The following is a 21726-nucleotide window of genomic DNA, read 5'->3' as shown; positions in this document are numbered from 1 at the left end:
ACGGGCGCTTCAACGGCGCTCGACGCGCGGGCGTGTCCGCTGCAGGCGGCAGCGTCTCAGCGGGCAGCACGGGGCGCGGGGGCCAGAGTCGGTCGATCAACCACATGGCAGGTCTCCGTTGGGGGCGGGGACGATCTACCGTACCGATGCCCAGGCCAAGACCGGGTGATGGCCCTGCGGCATGCAGATGACAGCTGGCGGCCCTGCCCTCAGTGCACCGGCCGCGCCCTGCCCAGCCGCCGTACCAGCACGAAGAACAGCGGCACCAGCACCACCGCCAGCACCGTTCCCGAGAGCATGCCGCCGATCACGCTCATGCCGATTTCACGGCGGCTGACCGCGCCGGCGCCGGTGGCCAACGCCAGCGGAATGACGCCTGCCACAAAGGCCAGCGAGGTCATCACGATCGGCCGCAGGCGCAGACGCGCGCCCTGTAGTGCCGCTTCCACCGCCGAACTGCCGGCGCGGTAGCGCGCTTCGGCGAACTCGACGATCAGGATCGCGTTCTTTGCCGATAGTCCAATGGTGGTCAGCAATCCCACCTGGAAGTAGATGTCATTGACGAAGCCCGCAGCCGTGGTCGCCAGCACCGTACCGATCACGCCCAGCGGGATCACCAGAACCACCGCCACCGGAACCGTCCAGCTCTCGTAGAGCGCGGCCAGGCACAGGAAGATGAAGGCAATCGACGCGGCGTACAGGTACAGGGTCTGGTTGCTGGCCAGTTGTTCCTGGTAGGACAGCCCGCTCCATTGCAGATCGAACCCGGGTTGATCGGTCACCAGCGCCTGCATGCGCTGCATCGCTTCACCCGAGCTGCGCCCTTCCGCCGCACTGCCTTGGATCTGCATCGCAGGCAGGCCGTTGAAGCGCTGCTGCAGCTGCGGCCCACGCGCCCAGTGGCTGCTGGCGAAGCTGGCGAACGAGGCCATCTGACCGTTGCCACCGCGCACATACCATTGGCCGATGTCGTCGGGCACGCTGCGGTAGGGCTGGTCGCCCTGCATGTAGACACGCTTGACCCGGCCACGGTCCAGGAAATCATTGATGTAGCTGCCGCCCCAAGCGGAAGACAGCGTGGAATTGATGTCGGCCTGGGCCAGACCCAGCGCACTGGCCTGGGCGTGATCGATGTCCAGCCGCAGCTCGGCCTTGTCACCCAGCCCGTTCAAGCGCACCGAGGTCAGCCCATCATCTTCGCCGGCCGCACGCACCACCTGCTCCTGCGCCGCCTGCAAGGCCACGCGACCTGCCGCGCTGGTGTCCTGCAGCCACAGTTCGAAACCGCTGGACTGGCCCAGGCCACGCACGGCTGGTGGTGCCAGCACATTCACTTTGGCGTCGGGCAGCTTGCGGAAATAGGCATTGGCACGCGCGATGATCGCTGCCGCAGTGTTGTCGCCGTTGCGCTCGTCCCACGGCTTGAGAGCCAGGAAGCCCTGCCCGGCGTTCTGGCCGGTACCCGCATTGTTGCGACCGACCACCACGAACACCACGTCCAGATTCTGCTTCTCGTGCTCCATGAAGTAGCGGCTGATCTGCTCGCCCAGCGCCTCGGTACGGGCCATCGGCGTGCCTTCCGGCGTGGAGAACTGGAACGTCACCTGGCCCTGGTCCTCCACCGGCAGGAAGCCGGTCGGCATACGTGCGTACAGCACGCCCATAGCGACCACCACCAGCAGGTAGAACGCCATCCAGCGCCGCGGACGGGCAACCACGCCGCCCAGCTTGCCTTGGTAGGCCGACTGGCTGCGTTCGACGCCACGATTGAACGCAGCAAAGAAGCGCCCCGGTGGCTTCTGCGCCGACGAGGGCTTGAGCAGGGTCGCGCACAGCGCCGGGGTCAGGGTCAGCGCGACCAGCGCCGACAGCGCCATGGCAGATGCAATGGTGATCGAGAACTGTCGGTAGATGATGCCGGTGGAACCACCGAACAGCGCCATTGGCAGGAACACCGCGCCGAGTACCACGGTAATGCCGATCAGCGCACCGGTAATCTCGCCCATCGACTTCTCGGTCGCCTCGCGTGGCGGCAGATGTTCTTCGTGGATGATGCGCTCCACGTTTTCCACCACCACGATCGCATCATCGACCAGCAGGCCGATGGCCAGCACCATCGCGAACAGGGTCAGCGTGTTGATGGTGAAGCCGGCCACCGCGAGGACGCCGAAGGTACCCAGCAGCACCACCGGCACCGTGATCGCCGGGATCAGCGTGGCACGCAGGTTCTGCAGGAACAGGAACATCACCACCACCACCAGCACGATGGCTTCGATGAGGGTATGGATGACTCCCTCGATCGAGACCCGCACGAACGGTGTGCTGTCACGCGGGTAGGCCACCTGCAGGCCGGGCGGGAAAGTCGGCCGCAACCGTTCAATCTCCGCGCGCACCGCGTCGGCAGTGGCCAATGCGTTCGCGCCGGAGGCCAGGGTCACCGAGAAACCCGCGGCCGGATAGCCGTTGAGGTAGCTGCTGGTCTGGTAATTCTCCGCGCCGATTTCGACCCGCGCCACATCGCCCAGGTGCACCGCCGCACCGCTGGGCAGCGTGCGCAGGATGATCGCGCGGAACTGTTCCGGGGTCTGCAGGCGCGACTGCGCGGTGACGGTGGCATTGAGGCTCTGCGTCGCACTGGACGGCAGCGCCCCCAGTTCACCGGCCGTGACCTGGGTGTTCTGCGCCTGGATCGCACTGCGCACATCCGACGGCATCAGGTCGTAGGCACGCAGCTTGTGCGGATCCAGCCACACCCGCATCGCATAGGCCGAACCGAACACATTGATCTCGCCGACGCCGGCAATGCGGCTGATCGGATCCTGTACGTTGCTGACCAGGAAGTCGGATACGTCCACCCGCTCCATGCGCCGGCTGGTGTCGTACAGCGACACCACCATCAGCGAGTCGCCCTGCGACTTGGCCACGGTCACGCCCTGCTGCTGCACTTCCTGCGGCAGGCGGTTGATGGCCTGGTTGACGCTGTTCTGCACCTGCACCTGGGCGATGTCGGGGTTGGCGCTCTGGTCGAAGGTGACCGTGATCCGCGCCTGCCCCGAAGACGAACTGGTGGAGGAAAAATACAGCAGGTGGTCGATGCCCTTGATCTGCTGTTCGATCACCTGGGTGACGCTGTCTTCCACCGTCTGCGCAGACGCGCCGGTGTAGTTGGCGGTGATGTTGACCTGCGGCGGTGCGATGTCCGGATACTGCTCGACCGGCAGCTGGGTCACCGCAATCGTGCCGAACGCCATGATGCAGATCGCCAGTACCCAGGCGAATACGGGGCGGTGGATGAAAAAGCGCGGCAGCATGCGCTCAGTCCTTTCCGGCCGGCGCAGCCACGGGCGCGGGCTTTACCCGCACCGGCATGCCGTCGGCAAGGCCCTGCGCGCCCGCCACCACCACCTGCTCGCCGGCGCTCATACCATCAAGCACCAGCCACTGGTTGCCGACCGCGCGTGCGGTGCGGAAGGTACGCAGCCGCGCCTTGCCCTGCTTGTCGACCAGCCACGCCTGCGCCTCGCCCTTGGCACTGCGGTCCACCGCCGACTGCGGCACCAGCAGCGCCTGCTGCTGCGTGCCCTGGCCCACCTGCGCGCGCACGTACATGCCCGGCAGCAGTTGTCCTTCGGGGTTGGGGAACTGCGCACGCAGGGTGATGCTGCCGGTCTCCTGCTGCACATCGATGTCGGCGAACTCCAGCGTGCCCGGCAGCGGGTAGTCGGTGCCATCGGACAGCCGCAGCCGCACCGGCGCGCTGTTGGCCTGCACGCCACCCTCGGCAATGGCACGACGCAACGCCAGGTACTCGTTGCTGGACTGGGTGATGTCCACGTTCATGGGATCCACCTGCTGGATCCGCGCCAGCGGATCGGCCTGGGCGGATGTCACCAGCGCACCCGGGGTGAACAGCGCGCGCCCGATGCGACCGGCAATCGGAGCGGTGACTGTGGCAAAACCCAGCCGCGTGCTGGCGGTATCGCGCGCCGCCTGCGCAGCCTGCACCGCCGCATCCGCCTGCTGGCCACTGGCGATGGCATCGTCCACGTCCTGCCGCGCGGCCAGCTGGTCCTTGCCCAGCGCCTGCATCCGCTGCGCCCGCAGGCGCGCGGTCACGGCGGCCGCTTCGGCGGTCTTCAGGTTGGCCTGCGCCTCGTTCAGGGCGGCCTGGTACAGCGCCGGCTCGATCTGGAACAGGGGCTGCCCGGCCTTCACCAGCTGCCCCTGCTCGAACAGCCGCTTCACCAGCACCCCGTCCACCTGCGGGCGTACATCCGATTCCTGCGAGGCGATGGTGCGTCCCGGCAGCTCCTGCTCCAGCGCCAGCGCCTGGTTCTGCAGCGTCAGCACGGTAACTTCCGGCGTCGCCCTGCCTGGTTTGGGCGCGTCCTTGCCGCAGCCGGCCAGCAGAGTCGCCAGGGCCAGCAACAGCAGCGGCAGGCGCCAGGTTCGGGGCCGGCGCCTGGCCACAGCCGGCAGGAAGGAGTACGGAAGGGTCATCGGCAGCAGGTTCCACGCGCGGGGGGAGCGCTCGGCGCCGAATATAGAAGACCCGGCGCTGCGATCCAGCGAAAAACGCATGAAACATTTTTCATTTGCAGTGCACGCCCGTGGTTGCGAGGATGCGCTGGTCCCAATCTGCAAAGTGGCCCATGCCGCGCGTACTCACCATCGAGGACGACCTTGTCACCGCGGAGGAAATCGCCACCGAGCTGCGCAGCCACGGCTTCGAGGTCGACCTGGCAGCCGATGGCAGCAATGGCCTGGCACTGGCACGCGCGGGTGACTACGCAGTGATCACCCTGGATCGCATGCTGCCGGGCGTGGACGGGCTGACCCTGGTCACCACACTGCGCCGCGAAGGCGTGACCACGCCGGTGCTGATGATCAGCGCATTGTCGGACGTGGACGAGCGCGTGCGCGGGCTACGCGCCGGTGGCGACGACTACCTGACCAAGCCGTTCGCTTCGGATGAAATGGCGGCGCGCGTGGAGGTGCTGATCCGCCGCCATGGCCAGATGGGCACAGCCGACAGCGTGCTGCGCGCCGGTGATCTGGAACTGGACCTGATGAGCCGCTCGCTGCGCCGCGGCGGCCAGGAGATCAGCCTGCTGCCGACCGAGTTCAAGCTGCTCGAATTCCTGGTCCGCAATGCCGGCCAGGTGGTCACCCGCACGATGTTGTTCCAGGAAGTCTGGGGCTACCACTTCGATCCGGGCACCAACCTGATTGACGTGCATATCGGCCGTGTGCGCAAGCGCATCGAGCAGCCCGGCCGCACGCAGCCGATCAAGACCGTAAGAGGAACCGGCTATGTCTTCGACGCGCAGCCCTGATCAGTGGCGCTCGTCCAGCAGCCGCCTTCTTGGCCTGTACTGCATCCTGTTCGTGGCCTGGTCGAGCATGCTGCTGGGGGTGATGTACTGGCGCATCTCGGATTACCTGAACAACCTGACCGAATCGGGTCTGCAGCAGCGCGCTCATCTGTTCATGAGCTTCGACGGCCCGGCACTGGATGACGCGCTGCGCGACAGCCAGCGCTTCGACCTGCACCAGGTGTATACGTACGGGCTGTTCGACAGCGCCGGCATGCCGATGGCGGGCCCGCTGACGGCCATTCCCGAGGGACTGCCGCTGGATGGCAACTCGCATCCTGTTGCGGGTTGGACACTGGTCGATGGCCGGCACGAGAGCGGTGGCAGCGCGCTCGGCGTAGTGACCCGGGATGGCCGCACACTGGTGTTCGTGCGCCAGAACGGCAAGCTCATGGCGGTCAACAGCATCATCCTCGATGCGCTGCTGTGGGGCGTGTCACTGACTGTCATTCCCGGGCTGGTGGGCTGGCATCTGCTGCGCCGGCGCCCGTTGAAGCGGATCCAGCAGATCGAAGCGGCCACCAACCGGATCATTGCCGGCGACCTCGGGCAACGGTTGCCGGTGTCCAACCGGCGCGATGAAATCGATCGGCTGTCGAGCATCGTCAACGCCATGCTGGAACGCATCGAACAGCTGATGACCGAGGTCAAAGGCGTGTGCGACAGCATCGCGCATGACCTGCGTACACCGCTCACCCGGCTGCGTGCGCACCTCTACCGCATGCGCGTGGGCCTGGACGAGCACGACCCGCATGCGGACCCGCTGGACAAGGCGCTGACGGAGACCGACATGCTGATGGCGCGCTTCGCTGCGCTGTTGCGCGTGTCCGAGCTGGAAAGCCACCAGCGCCGCTCCGCCTTCGACGAGGTCGACATCGCCGACCTGCTGCAGGAGCTGCACCAGTTCTACCTGCCGTTGGCCGAAGAGAAGCAACAGGAGCTGCAGCTGCAGGTAGCGCCGCAGATCGGCATGCTGCGTGGCGATCGCGAGCTGCTGTTCGAGGCGGTGGCCAACCTGCTGTCCAACGCCCTGCAGTTCACGCCTGCGCACGGGCGCATCCTGCTGCGCGCGGTGGACGACCACGGCGCGCCCCGCATCGATGTGATCGACAACGGGCCGGGCATCCCGCCGCAGGACCGTACCTTGATCTACCAGCGCTTCTTCCGCGGCAGCAGCACTGCCGGGCAAGGCCCCGGATTTGGCCTGGGGCTGTCGATCGTGGCCGCCATTGCCGGACTGCACGGCTTCCGCGTCCGCGCCGGCAGCGCGCCCGACGGCGGCGCCTGGATGAGCATCCGCGGTGCCGCAGACGGCCTCCCCTGAGGCCCGGCCCACCACCCGCAAGTGTGCAGGTGACCAACTGGACCTGGGCTTTGAACATCACCAACCTCACCGCAGGCATTACTACGCGCCATGCCGCGCCTGTGGCGATTGTTTCGCTGGCTACCCACGCGTAGTCACCGGCACCGTCAGCGATCGGTTCTGATCCCTGCAACTACCGATGCCCCGCCCCAAGGCAAACGGTGCCCTGGTTACCGCCAGACAGATGCACCGCCCGCCGCCGCTCCCCATGCGCGACGCGCATTGCCCCCCCGAGGCAAGCGCGATCAACGCATTCGTGGCTGACCACGAACAGGCGGCGGGCGATGCGGGTTGGCGTACCGGACAACTCTGGGACTGACCGGCGGATCATGGTGATCCCCACACATCGCCCACCACGGACAGCGGGTCACGTGATCCGAAGGCGCCATCCGTGCGCCTGCCGATCACGTGCCAGAGTTGATTGTGGGACGCCAATCCCAGCCGACCGATGATGGCCGACGGGCACATGCTGGTCGTCGTAGCCGAGGCGGTATGTAGGGATTCCCCGCGCCGGTGCCTCTGGCTTGCTGCAGGCCCAATTCGAAGGACAGAACTGCAGGCCGGATCACATTCCGGGGCGGGCACGACGCAGAGCACCGCCGCACCCGCGCATGCAGCACGGCTGCTCAACCGGCAATCACGACATTACCGGCTGCGCTGCCATCGCCAGGAAATTCTGCAGCACCGGCGTGGGCGATTCCGGGCGCATGCAGAACTGCAGTTCGAACGCAGCATTGCTGCCGTCCAGTGGCCGATAGACGATTTCTTCGGGACGGAACCCGCTCATGCTTGCCGGCACGATCGCCACGCCCGCTTCCACGGCCACCAGCGACAGCACTGCGTGCATGCCCTGCGCTTCCTGCACGACCCGAGGTGTGAAGCCGGCAGCGGTACACAGGCCCAGCACCTGTGCATGGAAGCCGACACCTTCGGCCGATGGCCATGAGACGAAGGGCTCGTCCACCAGGTCTGCGACGCCCAGCCGTTGCTGTGCGACCAGCCGATGCGCGCGCGGCAGGGCGATGGCCAGTCGATCATGGTCGAATGCCTGCAGATGCAGTTCTGCGGAAATGATCGGCGGAATCAGGATGCCGAGGTCGATGCGCCCCTCGCGCAGCCACTGTTGCTGCTGCCGCGAGGTGGCTTCGTGCAGATGCAGCTGCACCTGAGCAAACGCATGGCGGAACTGGCGGATCAGCGCCGGCAGGCGCCCATAGAGTGCGCTGCCGACATAGCCTACGCGCAGGCTGCCGGTCTGCCCTGCCGCCGATTCGCGCGTGCGCTGCAGCGCCTGTTCGGCCTGCTGCAGCGTCGCGCGCGCCTCCACCAGCAGCGTCTGCCCCGCCGCGGTCAGGCCCAGCGTGCGGTTGCCGCGCACGATCAATCCCGTGCCCACTTCGTCTTCCAGGCGCCGCATCGCCGCCGTCAATGGCGGCTGCGACATGTGCAGGCGTGCAGCGGCGCGATGGAAGTGCAGTTCTTCGGCCACCGCCACGAACTGGCGGAGCAGGCGCAGATCGATCATTTCATCGCAGGCAGGTGGAGACCCGCCTAGGGTACGCGCTCAGCCGCGCGCGTCGACACTCGGCCGTGCAATGACCGGCCACTGCAGCGCCACCGATTCGATGCTGTCGGCGGCCACGGCGCGCAGGTCGCGTGGATAGTCCACGTTCTCTGCTTCCTGCAGCCGCAGTGCATGGAACTGGCCATTGCTGGCACGCAGAATCCAGCCACCCTGCCGGCAGCGCGTCGAAGCCAGGAAGGCCACCCCGGTAGCCACGGCATCGGGATGCAGTTCATCCGGCTCTCCGTCGATGCCCCACATGCGGGTCTTGGCCACCGGCGAAACCGCGTTGACCACGATGCCATGCTCGGCGCCTTCCAGGGCCAGCACATTGACCAGCCCCTGCGCGGCCAGCTTGGCCATCGCGTAGCCGCACAGGCCGCGCTGCGCATACTGCGGGTACAGCGCGCGATCGGAGGTGGTCAGCACGATGCGTCCGCCGCCGGCAGCGCGCATCGCGGGCCATGCCGCCTGTGCCAGCCACAGCGGTGTCTTCGCGGCCAGGCACAGCATCTGCTCCAGCGCATCGTCTTCCACCGCTTCGATACCGGCATAGGCCACCCAGCCGGCGTTGTGGATGATGAAGTCCAGGCGACCGTGGCGCTGCAGAATGTCCTGCACGAGCGCATGGCAACCATTGCGCTGGTTGATGGGGCCACTGGCGGCCTCGACCGGCAGGCCCTGGCTGCGCAGGACCGCCACCGCCGTGGCGATGCGCTGCGGATCGGCGCCCGTGCCGTCCGTTGCAGCGCCCACGTCATGCATCACCACATGCGCCCCACGTTGCGCCAGCAGGCGGCTGTAGGCCAGGCCCAGGCCACCGGCGGCACCGGTCACCAGGCCCACCTGGCCTTCGAAGGAGATACTGGAATTGGGTTTCATCCGGCCAGCATCGGCGAGCGCCATCATCCTCGGCCAATACTGTTTGCACGCCCGCGCGATACGCCAACGGTATCGCGCGACGATGGGGCTGTGCTGTCAGCGGCTGAAGCGACGGGCACCGGCCACGCAGATCACCGCCGCCACGGTCACCAGCAGCATGCCCGCGCTGACGGTCTCGTGCAGCAGCATCGCCGCCAGCGCCAGGCCGAAGAACGGCTGCAGCAGCTGCAGCTGGCCGACTGCCGCGATGCCGCCCTGGGCCAGACCGCGATACCAGAACAGGAACCCGATCAGCATGCTGAACACCGCTACATAACCCAGCGCCCACCAGGCCGAGGCAGCGACCGCTGTGAACGAGACCGGGCGCATCGCCACCATCAGCGGCAGCATCACCGGCAGTGCCAACAGCAGTGCCCAGCTGATCACCTGCCAACCGCCAAGATGCCGGGCCAGACGGCCACCCTCGGCGTAGCCGAGCCCGCATACCACAATCGCCGCCAGCATCAGCAGGTCGGCCTGCAGCGAGGCCTCGATGCCGTTGCGTGCGGCGTAGCCGACCACGCAGGCGCTGCCCAGCAGCGAGAACACCCAGAACGCCGGGCGTGGCCGGTCGCCGCCGCGCAGGACACCGAATACCGCCGTGCTCAGCGGCAGCAGTCCGAGGAACACGATGGTGTGTGCCGAGGAGGCGTGGCGCAGGGCGAGCGCGGTCAGCAACGGGAAGCCCACCACCACTCCCAGGCTGACCAGCACCAGGCCGGGCAGATCGCTTCTGACCGGGCGCGGTTGCCGCAATGCCAGCAGCAGCACCAGCCCCAGCAACGCGGCGATGCTGGCGCGTGCGGCAGTGACGAAGCTGGCGTCCAGTTCCATCACCGCCATGCGAGTGGCAGGCAAGGAGCCGGCGAAGATCACCACACCGATGAAACCATTGATCCACCCGCTTGCCGACCGTTCCACACCCTGCTCCAGAAGTACCGGGCAATAGCCGGCTGTGCCCATCATTGAGCCACCGGGCACCGGCGATACACAGCTACAATCCAGTACAGTCACAAGTAACTGTACTGCCCACAATTCCCTTACAGTCGCTCTCATGTCCCAACCACCCAGCCGCATCGACAGCGTCATCCACGCCGTCCGCTCACGCATCAGTTCACGCCTGGATGGCCCGGGCAGCCGCCTGCCATCGGTGCGCGCGCAGGCGGCGACGATGGGCGTTTCCGTGTCCACCGTGGTGGAGGCCTACGAACGATTGGCGGCCGAAGGCGTGATCGCCGCGCGCGCCGGCTCCGGCTTCTACGTGGCTGGCCCGGCAGCACCGCTGGCGCTGGCCGAGATGGAACCGCGTCTTGATCGCGCGGTGGACCCGCTGTGGGTGTCGCGGCAATCGCTGGAAACCCCGTCCGGCCACCTCAAGCCGGGCTGCGGCTGGATGCCCAGCGACTGGCTGTACCACGATGGCCTGCGCCGTGGCCTGCGCCGCATGGCCCGCGCCGACGCCGCACACCTGGTCGACTACGCAGGGCCGCTCGGCCTGCCGGCACTGCGGCAGACGCTGCAGCGGCGGGCGGCCACGCTGGGCATCGAAGCGTCGATGGATCAGCTGTTGCTGGCCGAATCGGGGACGCATGCGGTCGACCTGATCTGCCGTTTCCTGCTGAAACCCGGCGACTGCGTGCTGGTCGATGATCCGAGCTACTTCAACTACCACGCACTGTTGAAGGCGCATCAGGTGAAGGCCATCGGCGTGCCCTACACGCACACCGGCCCGGATCTAGAGGTGTTCGACAGCGCATTGCAGGAGTACACGCCGCGCCTGTACATCACCAATTCCGGACTGCACAACCCGACCGGCGCGGTGCTGTCGGCGACCACGGCACATCGCCTGCTGGGGCTGGCCGAACGCAGCGAACTGATCATCATCGAGGATGACATCTTCGCCGACTTCGAGCTGCGCCCGGCGCCGCGGCTGGCAGCGCTGGATGGATTGTCGCGGGTAATCCATGTCGGCAGTTTCTCCAAGACCATCTCCGCGGCATCGCGCTGCGGCTACATCGCCGCGCGCCCTGACTGGATCGAGGCATTGACCGACCTGAAGCTGGCCACCAGCTTCGGCGGCGGGCATCTGGCCGCACACCTGATGCAGATCGCACTGACCGACAGTGGCTACCGCCGGCACATGCAGGCGGTGCGCACGCGCCTGGCCGATGCGCGCAAGCACACCCTGCGGCAGGTGCAGAAGCTGGGCATCACGCCGTGGTTGCAGCCGGAAGCAGGGCTGTTCCTGTGGTGCCAGCTGCCCGATGGCCGTGATGCCTCGGCCGTGGCACGGCACTGCCTGCGCCAAGGCGTGGTGGTGGCGCCGGGCAATGCCTTCAGCCAGTCGCAGAAAGCTGCTGATTACGTGCGATTCAATGTGTCGCAGTGCCAGGACCCGAAGATCTGGCAGGTACTGGGGAAGGCGCTGCAGCAGAACAGCTGAAGCATCCCAGTGCGTTATCCTGCCGGCCATCCAAGCAAGGAGCGTCCGCATGCGTCGATGGATCGGCATCGCCTTGGTCTGCAGCCTGACCGGTGGTTGCATCACGTTCGGGCCCCGAGACGGCTCACTGCGGGTCATTGGCTATGCACCCACGGACGGGAACTGCCAACTGCAGATCACCGCGCCGGGCGCATCCAACGCGGAAGCCCGGCCGGTACAGGGGTATTTTCAACGGCACGTGATGGTTCATTCCAGCAGGCCAGGTCACGTCGCCCTGCTGTGCAATGGCAGGCTGCAGGCCGAACGCAGCTTCCGCTACGGCCGCGACGTGAGGTACGGCGAGGTTCTGCCGCTCCTCGTTTTCGAGCGCAGCGCGCTCGATCTGGGTGGCAGCACACCGGTGCTGCGCATGCGCGCCTTCCAGTCCGACTTCCTGGACTGGAACAAGGCCTCGCTTTCAGGAGTGGCAGAACATGGCACTCCGCGCGGCCTGGCGTTGGCGAGTGCGTCGTATGCAAAGCTGGTAGAGCACTATGCCCTTCCGGGTACCCCGTACACCGCCATGCGCCGGCCCAGCGTTGAGTCAACGCATGATCCGGCACTGGAACAAGTCCTGGCCGTGCAGATCATCGGCGACGCAGCGTCGATACGTACCGCACAACAGCGCCGCTCCAGCATCCTCATCCATGAGTACCGGCTGCAACGCGTGCAGGATGACTGGCGATTGTCCGGGCTGTATCGACTGGAAGCAGACGGAATGAAGCCCGCGCTCTGAACACCTCGGGGCTCAATCGACGAGGTAGGTCTCTGCGGGAATGTCCAGCAGCTCTGGACCTGAAAGCGTCGCACCCTGCAGATCGGCCCCAGCGTTCAAGGCATTGTCGATCGCATTGAGCAACGAACTCCGCTCGCAGATCGTCTTGAACGCAGCGCGCGGACCTTCGTGGTACATGGCCAGGGCGCGCTGCAGGCCATCGACGAATACCGGTTCGCGCTCGAGCGGCAGTTCATGCAGCTCACCCTGCGCGTCGGAGGCGGTGAATGTACGCGGCAGCAGCACGCCCAGTTCCATGTGCCCGATCAAGGCCATGGCGAATGCTTCAGGCAGCCACACCAACAGGCGGCGCATCGGCCCGTGTTCGCTGCCGAGCGCGAGCAGTGCCCGCTCGGCGTGCTCTTCATCCACGTCCTCGCGTCCAAGCAATGTCAGCGCCAGTTCGAAGGCTTCCGCCGATGGCATCGGGGCTGTGCGAGGGTCCATTCGCGTTCTCTGGGATACGGGCAGGCGCAGACCTTAAGCAAAGGCGGCCCATCGTGCAATCGACACTTGCGCAGCGCGGTAAAGTGGACGTTCGCCATTGCTGCAGGAATGCTTCCGATGTCCTTCTCCGATCCCCACGCCGTCGCCCGCTATGCCGACGGTCCGCTGCGGCAGGTGCCGGGTTTCCTCGGACTGCAGCAGATGACCCACCTGCTGCTGGCCGAAAATGTGCCCGACGATGGCCAGGTGCTGGTGCTCGGCGCCGGTGGCGGCCTGGAGCTCAAGGCCTTCGCCGAAGCGCATCCGCAATGGCGGATGCTCGGCATCGACCCGGCCGCGCCCATGCTCGCGCTGGCCGAGCAGACCCTGGGGCCATTGATGGCGCAGGTCACGTTGCTGGAAGGCTACATCGACGATGCCCCGCACACGGTCTTCGACGGCGCCACCTGCCTGCTGACCCTGCATTTCCTCACCGTTGAACAGCGCCTGCATACCCTGCGCGAACTGCGGCAACGGCTGCGACCGGGTGCGCCGCTGGTGGTCGCCCACCACAGCGTGCCGCAGGACGCAGACGGCAAGCATCGCTGGCTGCAACGCTACGCCGCATTCGGCGAGGCCTCCGGTATTCCACGTGCCGATGCGCAGCGCGCGGTCGCCGCCATCACCGAGCGCCTGCCGCTGCTGTCGCCCGAGCAGGAAGTGGCGCTGCTGCTGGAGGCCGGCTTCGAGAACGTGGAATTGTTCTACGCCGGCTTCAGCTTCAAGGGCTGGGTAGCCCATGCGCCGACCGCGCCGGCATAGCGCCGCCACGCGCGCTCAAGGCACCACGGTGATGCCGATCCGCTGCATCAGCAGCGCCACCTGCTGCACATCCAGCGTGGCGCCACGCAGGTTGGTGCTGCGCACGTCCAGCTCACCCAGTTCGGAGTTGGTCAGGTCGCAATCGGTGAAGTTGGCCGTGTTCCAGTCGATGCCATCGAACTGGCCACCGGACAGATCCGACCCGGCGAAACTGGCGCCGCTGACATTGGCCCCTTCCCAGCGGTTTTCCCACAGCGCGCACTTCTCCAGCGTCACCCGCGAGAAATTGGCATAACGCAGGTTGGTCTTCTTGATGAAGGCGCTGCAGAACCAGCTTCGCGTGGTGATCTGGTTCATGAAACTGGCGTTGCTGAAATCGGCGCCCTGCGCGCGGCACTCGCTGATTTCCAGCCCCAGCGCCTTGATGAAGTTGAAGTTGCACATGCTGATGTCGCACTGGCGGAAGCTGGCTTCCTTCAACGTGGCGCCACTGAAACGGCACCCGGTGCGGGTGTCGGCGTCGTAGAAGCCGCAGTTCACGAATTCGGTGGCGGTGAGGTCCGCGCCAGAGAAATCGCACTCGCGGAACTGCTGGTCGACCACCTTCTGGCCGGTGAATTGATCAGCGCCGATGCGCAGCTTGTGGTGAGGGGTGGAGGACATGCGGGGTTCCGTGCCGGGTGCCCCGCCATGATGCCGCGCTCGAAAGATGATGGGCAGCACGAACCCGCGCGCGGTTCACCACCTCTGCAGACGGAGTGTGTACAGCCCGTCGCGCCACGCTTGGCCCGATACCTGATGTTGCACGTTCATGCACACTCATGCACACTTGAAGCATGAACTCCGACCCGACCCTCCCCGCTGAACGTACCCAGCTGATCCTGCAGGAGCTGCGCCAGCAAGGGCGCGTAGTCGCCGCTGAACTGGCCCGCCGCTATGGCATATCGGAAGATTCGATCCGCCGCGATCTGCGTGAACTGGCTGCCCAGGGCCTGTGCCAGCGCGTCTATGGGGGAGCGGTTCTGCCGGCCCCGAAGGCGGTACCGCTGCGCGAACGGATGACCCAGGACCGCACCGGCAAAGACGAACTGGCCGCCCGCGTATGCACGCTGCTGCAGCCCGGCCAGGTCCTGCTGATCGATGCCGGCTCGACCAACCTGGCCATCGCCCAGCAACTGCCGGGCGCGCTGAGGCTGACGGTGATCACCAACGCGCCACAGATCGCTACCGCCGCGGCGTGGCAGGACGGCACCACCGTGCAATTGATCGGTGGACGCCTGGCCGCAGGCGGCGGCGCGGTCGGTGCCGAGGCGCTGGCCCAGGTGCAGCACCTGCGAGCGGATGTCTTTCTGCCCGGCCCCTGCGCCGTCGACGTCGATACCGGCGTGTGGGCGATGGACGCCGAGGAAGCCACGCTCAAGCGCGCGATGGTCGCCTGCAGCAGCCGCATCATCGTCGCCGCCACCACCGAGAAACTCGGCGCACGCGGCAACTGGCAGATCGCAAGCCTGGACGACATCGACGATCTGGTACTGACCACCTCGGCACCACCTGCGCTGGCCGCCCGTTTCCGTGCCGCCGGCATCGCCGTACACCCGACACCTCCCTGACCGCACCGCACATGCCCTTCGCCAACCGCGCGCGTGCCGAACAGCACGCGACCCGCGCTGCATTCTTCATTCCCGGCTTCGCCACCGCGCTGTGGGCCACGCTGGTGCCCTTCGCCAAGGCACGCACCGATATCAACGACGCCACGCTGGGTCTGGTGCTGCTCTGCCTTGGCGCCGGCTCGCTGCTGGCCATGCCGTTGTCGGGCCTGTTCGCCGCACGGCTGGGCTGCCGCCGGGTGATGGTCACCAGCAGCCTGCTGATCTGCCTGACCGTGCCCGGTCTGGTGCTGGCCGGCTCGGCCTGGACGCTGGGACTGGTGCTGTTCGTATTCGGCGCCGCGGTGGGTGCGATGGACTGCACGATGAACGTGCAGGCCGTCATCGTCGAGCGCGAAGCACGACGCGTGATGATGTCCGGCTTCCATGCTTTCTTCAGCATCGGTGGCTTCCTCGGCGCCGCAACCATGACCGTGCTGCTCTCAGCACAGCTGCCGCCGCTGGCGTCGGTGCTGATCGGCGTCGGCGCCATGCTGCTGGTGATGCTGTTGTCGGCGGCGTACTGGCACAGCGAGCGCATGCCGCATGACACACCAATGCTGGCCCTGCCGCACGGTATCGTGCTTTTCATCGGCGTGCTCGCGTTCGTCGCCTTCCTTGGCGAAGGCGCGATGCTGGACTGGAGCGCGGTCTTCCTCAGTGATGTGCGGCGTGTCGATGCCAGCCTCGCCGGCATCGGCTATGTGATCTTCACCCTGACCATGACCGTCGCCCGCCTGTTCGGTGATGCACTGGTGGCACGCGTAGGCCGACAGCGCGCGATCGCGTTCGGTGGCCTGCTCGCTGCCAGTGGCGTGCTGGTACTCACCCTGGTCACGCCGTGGCAGGCCTCGCTGGCTGGCTACGTACTGGTAGGACTGGGGTGCGCCAACATCGCACCGGCACTGTTCTCGCTGGCCGGCCACCAGACCCGTATGCCCGGTGCGCTGGCGATCACGGCGGTGTCCACGCTGGGCTTTGCCGGCATTCTTGCCGGTCCCGCGCTGATCGGCTTCGCGGCCAACCATCTCGGCCTGGTCGCCGCGTTCGTCGGCGTGGCGATGGCGCTGTTGCTGGTGGCGATGTCGACGCGGTGGCTGCGGATGTAAACCTGCATGGCAGGCGGTTGACCTGCCCCTGCAAAGAACCGTGCGCGCGAAGGCGCACGGTTCATCGGGCCGAAAACTCAGTAGGAGGAGAACTCCCAGCGCTGGTTCTCGGTGCCCTGGCACATCCACATGTGCACCTTGGAGCCGTTGGAATTGCCCATGCCCGGGTCGTCCAGGCACATGTTGGTCTGCGGATTGCGGATCTCGCCTACCAGCCGCCAGGACTGATGCGCGCCACCATTGCAGGACCACATGCGGATCGGATTCCCATCATGGCTCGCACCGTCGGCCGCTTCCAGGCATTTCCCTCCCAGCCCACGGATCGACCCGTCCGCGCCCAGTTCGAAGCGCTGCTGCGGCACGCCCGTGCAATCCCACAACTGCACACGGGTACCATCCGCAGGATTCGCACCTTCAACATCCAGGCACTTGCCACCGACACCGACAATCGAGCCGTTGGCGGGATTGAACTCCCACTTCTGGTTGCTGGTCAGCGCATTACTGTACAGCTGAATCTTGGTGCCGTTGGCGCTTGACGCACCAATGGCATCCAGCACCTTGTCGGCCATACCGACGATGGACGTGTTGGAGAACTTCCACGACTGGTTCCAGTCACCATGCGCGTCATAGAGCTGGATCCGGCTTCCGTTGCTGGTGCCATAGCCCACGATATCGAGCACGCGATTGCTGGGCACGCCCGTGATGGTCGAAGTATTGGGCTTCACCGTCCAAAGCTGTTGCGCGGTGCCCGGCGTGCAATCCCACACCTGGATGGCGGTACCTGGCGCGGTGTTGGCGCCCTCGGCATCCAGGCACTTGTTGCCCATGCCGCGGATCTCACCAAAGGTGGGAATGTTGCGCAGGTTGACCGGCGCCGACACAGACCCTTGCGAGAACTGACCATCGCCACTGAACGTCGCGGTGATCGACGCGGTAGTGAAGCCTGCCGGAACGGTGTAGTTGATCGCGACCTTGGCCGGACGGCCGTAGGCGTACTTGTGCGTGCAGGCCTGGACGTCACGGATGGCAGCCCAGCACCCCTTGTCCAGGTCGGAAACCGTACCGAGGAACGGCGTGTTGACCGTACTGACCTGCACCTTGCCCACCGCTTGGCCATTGACCTTGAACTCGACCGTCCCACCGATCTGATCGTTGCCCGGAATGTGATACAGCCCCAGCGCCTGGCCATCGACCTGCGCGGAAAGCTGGATCACCTGCCCCGGCGCCGGAAGTGCGTTGGAAACAGAGGCAGTTGTGGTGGTCGGGAAGTTGTACAGACGCGGCAACGATTTGGCCTGTGCGCCTGAAGACGCAGCTGCAATTCCAATTGCGAGAACACCCATCGAAACGTAATTCATCCTTGCTCCATCTACGTTGTGTGGAAATCCTATCCAGGGACTACCATCGAAGCACTGCAAGCATTGAGCCCCTGCACTTTCCTGGCCGCAGACATCGGCTACGGACCGCAGCCCCTCGTTGCCCAGGAACTCCGGATAGTCTCACAGCCTTCCACCCAGAGGTATTGGCGTTACCGTTTCCGCCGCGAGAATGTCATCCGCAGGCGCCGATAGCCGATGACGGTCGCCGTGGCGCACAGCGCAGTGCCTGCCAGGCTGAGCAACAGCAGCACGATCAGGCGGCTGTTCTGCTGCCGCAGCAGCGCGGGCAGATCCCAGCTGTGCAGGAAGGAGAACAGCCAGCGGCCTGCGCGCTCGCGCCTGCCCATCGTCAACAGCGGATCGCCGGTAGCCAGGTCGACATAGACGCGGGTTGCCTCAGCGTCATCGAAGTCAGCCATCGCCACCGGAAAGCGACGTACCGCGGCGCCATTCATCGCCTCCGCAGCGCGCGGGTAGAAGTAGGCATCGGGCGCCTGCAGGAGGGTGAACCTGCGCAGGCGCGCGTCGGACATCGCCTCTACCCTGCCTTGCAGCCAGTCTGCACCGAATGCAGTGGACACCTGCAGTGCGCCGCCACGTTCTGTGACCACACGCGACGTGGCATTGCCATCCAGCGCCACCGCGAACAGTTCACCGCCGATGCGTCGCCACTGGATCTCGACCGGCACGAACTGCGGCGTATGCACGGCAGCAAATACCGCAGCCGGTTGCGCGAGGACGTCTGTATCGGCTGGCACCCCACCCTGATAGCGCGCAACGTCAAGCGAAGCGCGTGAGCTGCTGAACACCCCCAGAGGGTTCATCGACATCAATCCACTGAAGATCCAGGTGAACACGAATGCGCTCGCCATCAAGCCGATCAGGTGGTGCCAGCGCATCCACGGCTCCTGGTATGGCGTCTTCGACCCTGACCGGTACTGCCCGCGAAACCGCCAGCGCCAGATGCCGACCACGATCCCGCTGATCGCGGCCATCGTGCACAGCGCTGAAAGCACAATCACCGTCCACGTCCACACCGGGTCCACCGACTGCATGCGCAGGAAGTACAGCCAGTGCAGCCACGCGCCCACATAGTTCCAGCGCTGCTGCAGGCGTGGTGCATCCAGCACCACTTCACCGGTCCGCGAGGACACATACACATAACCGGGCTGTGCACCACCGAGGCGGACACGGTACAGCGGCCGATGTGGATCAAGTCCGCGCGAATGCGTCCAGCGATCCTCGTCCAGCGGCATGGCACCAACGAAGGCAGGCCCGCCGGCGAACTGCGCCGCGGAGACTTCGGCCAGCTGCGCCGATACAGGCTGAAATGCCTGCCCGGTAAGCGCCGACCATGCGCCCATGTTCGCCCCGGAGCGCACCACGTAGGCGGGCTCGCCACGCAGCGTCGTCAACACGATCCGCTCAGGCTCCTCTCGCACAGCTTCCGGCAGCACAGAAAGTGCCTTCCAGCCGCGCGTATCGGCCAAGGCGGGCAGCGCGGCCAAGCGTTCTCCCGGCGTCAGCTTCGGGTAACCGATGAACAGCATCACCATGCCGCTGACGAACCACAACAACATCAGCAGGCATCCCCCGATGCCGAGCCAACGGTGCACCAGGTAGGTCCAGCGCTTGGCAGTGGATCGCAGCGACATGGCAGCCGTCCTCAGAAGCGATGGTCGAGGGTGAACTCGACGCGCCGGTCGGCGCCCAGCAGCCATTGCGTGCTGGTGTAGTACGCGGTGGCGTAGTACGCCTTGTCGAACACGTTGAACACGCGCGCGGTGACCCGTGTACGCGGCGCGGCCTGCCAGGTCAGGGCCAGATCGGTGGTGGTGTAGCCCGGCAGCTGCAGCGTGTTGGCGTTGTCGGCATAGCGTTTGCCCACGTAGCGCACGCCACTGGCCACGCTCCAGTCGGGCAGGAACTGCCAGCTCAACCAGACGTTGGCCAAGCGCTCGGCCACGTTCGGCGGTACGTTGCCATCACGCGAGACGATCACCGCCGGCGTGCCGGTGGCTTCCAGGAAATCCTCGAACTCGGCCTTGAGCACGGTCGCGTTGGCATCCAGCGACCACTGCGGCGCGAAGGCCCAGTTCAACGAGGCTTCGATTCCCTTCGAGGTCTGTGCACCCACCTGCACGCGACGGTCCGGTTGCAACGGGTCACGGCTGAGCAGCCCGGTCTTGCGGATGCGATAGGCCGCCAGCGTCCATTCGCCCCCATCGAAGGCCTGCTTCATGCCGATCTCGACCTGCTTGCCCTTGGCCAGATCGAACACGCCGTTGGCCGGGCTGATCATCAACAGCCCACTGACCGGGTCTGCCGCCTGCGAGTACTGCGCATAGAGGGTCATCGACGGTTGTACCGCGAACACCGTGCCCGCTCGCCAGCCGGTGCTGTTGTAGGTCTTCGAGAACGCACGCTGGCCGCTGACCAGGTCGTTGCGGTCGATCGTGGCACGATCGTGGCGCACGCCAGCAAGCACCGACCAACGCTCGCCCAGTTCCAGCCGATCTTCCACGAACAGCGCGATCTGCTCGGCGCTGTTGCGGTAGCGCGGCAGGTTGGGTGCATCGCTGACGAACCCGCCGGGCACCGGGTTGAAGGGATCCACCGGCCCCGAGCTGCCCGCATAGGTGTTGTTGGTGTGCTTGAAATGCGCACGGTTGGCATCGAAGCCAATGGCAAAACTATTGGGCAGACCACCCGCATTTCCCTGCAGGCGCAGCGTGGAGGTCAGTCCGGTCTGGTCCTGGTTGTGGGTGATCTGGGTGTTGCCGGAACGATTGATCAGGCCGGTGCGATCGTTGTAGACATAGGCCTCGGCGTTGCGCCAGTCGCGCTGGCTGTCGATCTGGTAGACGCGCGTGCGCCACTCCACGTTCTCGTTCGGCGTCCACAGTGCATCGAGCTGGGACCAGCGGTCGCGGAAGCGGATCACGCTGTCGGCCACGTTGTAGTTCTCGTGGCGCAGTGCACCCAGCTGTCTGCCATCGATCAACGGCGTACCGAAGTAGCGCATCGGCTTCTGGTAGCCCTGCGCATGGGTCAGCGTCAACTGCAGATCCGCGCGTGGCTGCCACAGCAGCGCACCGGAAAACGTAGCATCGCCGTTGTGGCCGCGGTCGACCCACCCGCTGCTGTAGTTGCCGCTGACGTCCACGCGGTAAGCCAGCGCCGGCATGAGCGCACCGCCACTGCCGAATCCGAGTCGCGCGGTATCTTCGCTGCCCAGGGTAACGCTGACCTCGTTCTCGATGGCACCGCGCGAAGGTTTTTTCGGCACGATGTTGACCACGCCGCCGATGGCGCCATCACCATGGATGACCGAGGCCGGTCCACGCAGCACCTCGATGCGCTCGATCGACCAGGTATCGAACGGAAAGGTGATGCCCACGCCGCCGTACTGGCGCAGGCCGTCGTACAGGCGCATCACCGAGGCGCCATCGGTAAAGCCACGGCTGGACAGCGCACTCAGGCCGTTGCCCGGATGGGGAAGTGCACTGATCGCGCCGGCGCGGGTGATCGCGTCGTTGAGATTGGAATCACCGCGCTGCTCCAGTTGCACGCGCGAAATCACGGTCAGGCTGGCCGGGGTCTGCAGCACGCTCAGGCCGAGGGCCGAGCCGGTGCTGGCGGTGGAGGACAGCGCACCGCTGCGGGTATCCACCACGTGGACGGTGTCCAGAGTGGTCGGCGGCACGGCATCTGCAGCAAGCGCAGGCGTCGCCTGCAGGAAGGACGCGCACAACGCAGGCAGCGTCGCCCAGCGCAGCGGGGCGAAGTTGGGGGTGGTTTTCATGTGTTCACGGCATGCAAGGCCGCCCCGCACTGCGAGGCAGCAGAAAGAATGGCGCACGC

At 66.1% G+C, this 21726-nt stretch carries 17 protein-coding genes; 7 read left to right on the top strand and 10 right to left on the bottom strand.

The annotated features are described in order from the left end of the window. Positions 1-209: 209 nt before the first annotated feature. The gene (locus ACQ5SA_RS06735; protein WP_499313594.1) at positions 210-3311 is read right to left on the bottom strand and encodes an efflux RND transporter permease subunit; all 3102 of its coding nucleotides are present in this window, start codon (positions 3309-3311) and stop codon (positions 210-212) included. A gap of 4 nt (positions 3312-3315) precedes the next feature. Then, on the bottom strand, positions 3316-4500 hold the full coding sequence (locus tag ACQ5SA_RS06730) for an efflux RND transporter periplasmic adaptor subunit (RefSeq protein ID WP_499314002.1): 1185 nt from the start codon (positions 4498-4500) through the stop codon (positions 3316-3318). 152 nt (positions 4501-4652) lie between these two features. Between ACQ5SA_RS06730 and ACQ5SA_RS06725 the strand changes: the two genes are divergently transcribed. Beyond that, positions 4653-5336, top strand: coding sequence for a response regulator transcription factor (locus ACQ5SA_RS06725; protein ID WP_499313592.1), 684 nt, complete (start codon positions 4653-4655; stop codon positions 5334-5336). Beyond that, positions 5314-6699, top strand: a complete 1386-nt coding sequence (locus ACQ5SA_RS06720) for a sensor histidine kinase (RefSeq protein WP_499313590.1) — start codon at positions 5314-5316, stop codon at positions 6697-6699. The genes ACQ5SA_RS06725 and ACQ5SA_RS06720 overlap by 23 nt, the downstream gene beginning before the upstream one ends. Positions 6700-7375: 676 nt before the next feature. Here the strand turns inward: ACQ5SA_RS06720 and ACQ5SA_RS06715 are convergent. The 3 genes from ACQ5SA_RS06715 to ACQ5SA_RS06705 all read right to left on the bottom strand — a co-directional run bounded on the left by ACQ5SA_RS06715 (position 7376) and on the right by ACQ5SA_RS06705 (position 10144). Next, complete coding sequence (locus ACQ5SA_RS06715; protein ID WP_108266893.1) at positions 7376-8263, bottom strand: LysR family transcriptional regulator; 888 nt, start codon at positions 8261-8263, stop codon at positions 7376-7378. A gap of 39 nt (positions 8264-8302) precedes the next feature. Further along, positions 8303-9184: an SDR family NAD(P)-dependent oxidoreductase gene (locus tag ACQ5SA_RS06710; RefSeq protein WP_108266917.1), complete on the bottom strand. Its 882-nt coding sequence runs from the start codon at positions 9182-9184 to the stop codon at positions 8303-8305. A gap of 96 nt (positions 9185-9280) precedes the next feature. Then, positions 9281-10144 (bottom strand): DMT family transporter, encoded by an 864-nt coding sequence (locus tag ACQ5SA_RS06705; RefSeq protein WP_108266895.1) that lies wholly within the window; start codon positions 10142-10144, stop codon positions 9281-9283. 133 nt (positions 10145-10277) lie between these two features. Here ACQ5SA_RS06705 and ACQ5SA_RS06700 point away from each other — a divergent pair, with 133 nt between their 5' ends. Together ACQ5SA_RS06700 and ACQ5SA_RS06695 are read left to right on the top strand one after the other, a co-directional pair. Then, positions 10278-11666, top strand: coding sequence for an aminotransferase-like domain-containing protein (locus tag ACQ5SA_RS06700; RefSeq protein ID WP_499313586.1), 1389 nt, complete (start codon positions 10278-10280; stop codon positions 11664-11666). Positions 11667-11715: 49 nt separating this feature from the next. After that, positions 11716-12441: a hypothetical protein gene (locus ACQ5SA_RS06695; protein WP_353099705.1), complete on the top strand. Its 726-nt coding sequence runs from the start codon at positions 11716-11718 to the stop codon at positions 12439-12441. A gap of 12 nt (positions 12442-12453) precedes the next feature. On the opposite strand, the gene ACQ5SA_RS06690 is transcribed toward ACQ5SA_RS06695, so the two are convergent. After that, on the bottom strand, positions 12454-12927 hold the full coding sequence (locus ACQ5SA_RS06690; RefSeq protein WP_353099703.1) for a hypothetical protein: 474 nt from the start codon (positions 12925-12927) through the stop codon (positions 12454-12456). A gap of 117 nt (positions 12928-13044) precedes the next feature. Here ACQ5SA_RS06690 and ACQ5SA_RS06685 point away from each other — a divergent pair, with 117 nt between their 5' ends. Then, the gene (locus ACQ5SA_RS06685) at positions 13045-13728 is read left to right on the top strand and encodes a class I SAM-dependent methyltransferase (protein WP_499313579.1); all 684 of its coding nucleotides are present in this window, start codon (positions 13045-13047) and stop codon (positions 13726-13728) included. A 15-nt stretch (positions 13729-13743) separates the two neighbouring features. Here ACQ5SA_RS06685 and smqnr read toward each other — a convergent pair whose 3' ends face one another. Next, positions 13744-14391, bottom strand: a complete 648-nt coding sequence (smqnr, locus tag ACQ5SA_RS06680; RefSeq protein ID WP_499313576.1) for a SmQnr family pentapeptide repeat protein — start codon at positions 14389-14391, stop codon at positions 13744-13746. Positions 14392-14564: 173 nt separating this feature from the next. Here smqnr and ACQ5SA_RS06675 point away from each other — a divergent pair, with 173 nt between their 5' ends. Both ACQ5SA_RS06675 and ACQ5SA_RS06670 read left to right on the top strand, forming a co-directional pair. Beyond that, on the top strand, positions 14565-15338 hold the full coding sequence (locus tag ACQ5SA_RS06675; protein WP_499313574.1) for a DeoR/GlpR family DNA-binding transcription regulator: 774 nt from the start codon (positions 14565-14567) through the stop codon (positions 15336-15338). Between the two features lie 11 nt (positions 15339-15349). Continuing rightward, positions 15350-16483 carry an MFS transporter gene (locus ACQ5SA_RS06670; RefSeq protein ID WP_499313572.1) on the top strand — a complete coding sequence of 378 codons (1134 nt, stop codon included), beginning with the start codon at positions 15350-15352 and terminating at the stop codon, positions 16481-16483. Positions 16484-16560: 77 nt separating this feature from the next. On the opposite strand, the gene ACQ5SA_RS06665 is transcribed toward ACQ5SA_RS06670, so the two are convergent. The 3 genes from ACQ5SA_RS06665 to ACQ5SA_RS06655 all read right to left on the bottom strand — a co-directional run bounded on the left by ACQ5SA_RS06665 (position 16561) and on the right by ACQ5SA_RS06655 (position 21667). Further along, positions 16561-17769, bottom strand: coding sequence for a ricin-type beta-trefoil lectin domain protein (locus ACQ5SA_RS06665; RefSeq protein ID WP_499313570.1), 1209 nt, complete (start codon positions 17767-17769; stop codon positions 16561-16563). A gap of 242 nt (positions 17770-18011) precedes the next feature. Further along, positions 18012-19517 (bottom strand): PepSY domain-containing protein, encoded by a 1506-nt coding sequence (locus ACQ5SA_RS06660; RefSeq protein ID WP_499313568.1) that lies wholly within the window; start codon positions 19515-19517, stop codon positions 18012-18014. 11 nt (positions 19518-19528) lie between these two features. Next, positions 19529-21667 carry a TonB-dependent receptor gene (locus tag ACQ5SA_RS06655; RefSeq protein WP_499313566.1) on the bottom strand — a complete coding sequence of 713 codons (2139 nt, stop codon included), beginning with the start codon at positions 21665-21667 and terminating at the stop codon, positions 19529-19531. Positions 21668-21726: the final 59 nt, after the last annotated feature.

It is taken from the genome of Stenotrophomonas indicatrix, from assembly GCF_050573115.1.
GTDB classification, from domain to species: Bacteria; Pseudomonadota; Gammaproteobacteria; order Xanthomonadales; family Xanthomonadaceae; genus Stenotrophomonas; species Stenotrophomonas lactitubi_A.
This window is presented reverse-complemented; position numbering and strand designations above follow the sequence as displayed.

Bases quoted from the DNA above. Each gene is read 5' to 3' on its own strand.
- ACQ5SA_RS06725 (WP_499313592.1), top strand. From the start codon at position 4,653: ATGCCGCGCGTACTCACCATCGAGGACGACCTTGTCACCGCGGAGGAA.
- ACQ5SA_RS06715 (WP_108266893.1), bottom strand. From the start codon at position 8,263: ATGATCGATCTGCGCCTGCTCCGCCAGTTCGTGGCGGTGGCCGAAGAA.
- ACQ5SA_RS06685 (WP_499313579.1), top strand. From the start codon at position 13,045: ATGTCCTTCTCCGATCCCCACGCCGTCGCCCGCTATGCCGACGGTCCG.
- ACQ5SA_RS06720 (WP_499313590.1), top strand. From the start codon at position 5,314: ATGTCTTCGACGCGCAGCCCTGATCAGTGGCGCTCGTCCAGCAGCCGC.
- smqnr (WP_499313576.1), bottom strand. From the start codon at position 14,391: ATGTCCTCCACCCCTCACCACAAGCTGCGCATCGGCGCTGATCAATTC.
- ACQ5SA_RS06735 (WP_499313594.1), bottom strand. From the start codon at position 3,311: ATGCTGCCGCGCTTTTTCATCCACCGCCCCGTATTCGCCTGGGTACTG.
- ACQ5SA_RS06690 (WP_353099703.1), bottom strand. From the start codon at position 12,927: ATGGACCCTCGCACAGCCCCGATGCCATCGGCGGAAGCCTTCGAACTG.
- ACQ5SA_RS06695 (WP_353099705.1), top strand. From the start codon at position 11,716: ATGCGTCGATGGATCGGCATCGCCTTGGTCTGCAGCCTGACCGGTGGT.
- ACQ5SA_RS06660 (WP_499313568.1), bottom strand. From the start codon at position 19,517: ATGTCGCTGCGATCCACTGCCAAGCGCTGGACCTACCTGGTGCACCGT.
- ACQ5SA_RS06700 (WP_499313586.1), top strand. From the start codon at position 10,278: ATGTCCCAACCACCCAGCCGCATCGACAGCGTCATCCACGCCGTCCGC.
- ACQ5SA_RS06710 (WP_108266917.1), bottom strand. From the start codon at position 9,184: ATGAAACCCAATTCCAGTATCTCCTTCGAAGGCCAGGTGGGCCTGGTG.
- ACQ5SA_RS06670 (WP_499313572.1), top strand. From the start codon at position 15,350: ATGCCCTTCGCCAACCGCGCGCGTGCCGAACAGCACGCGACCCGCGCT.
- ACQ5SA_RS06675 (WP_499313574.1), top strand. From the start codon at position 14,565: ATGAACTCCGACCCGACCCTCCCCGCTGAACGTACCCAGCTGATCCTG.
- ACQ5SA_RS06655 (WP_499313566.1), bottom strand. From the start codon at position 21,667: ATGAAAACCACCCCCAACTTCGCCCCGCTGCGCTGGGCGACGCTGCCT.
- ACQ5SA_RS06730 (WP_499314002.1), bottom strand. From the start codon at position 4,500: ATGACCCTTCCGTACTCCTTCCTGCCGGCTGTGGCCAGGCGCCGGCCC.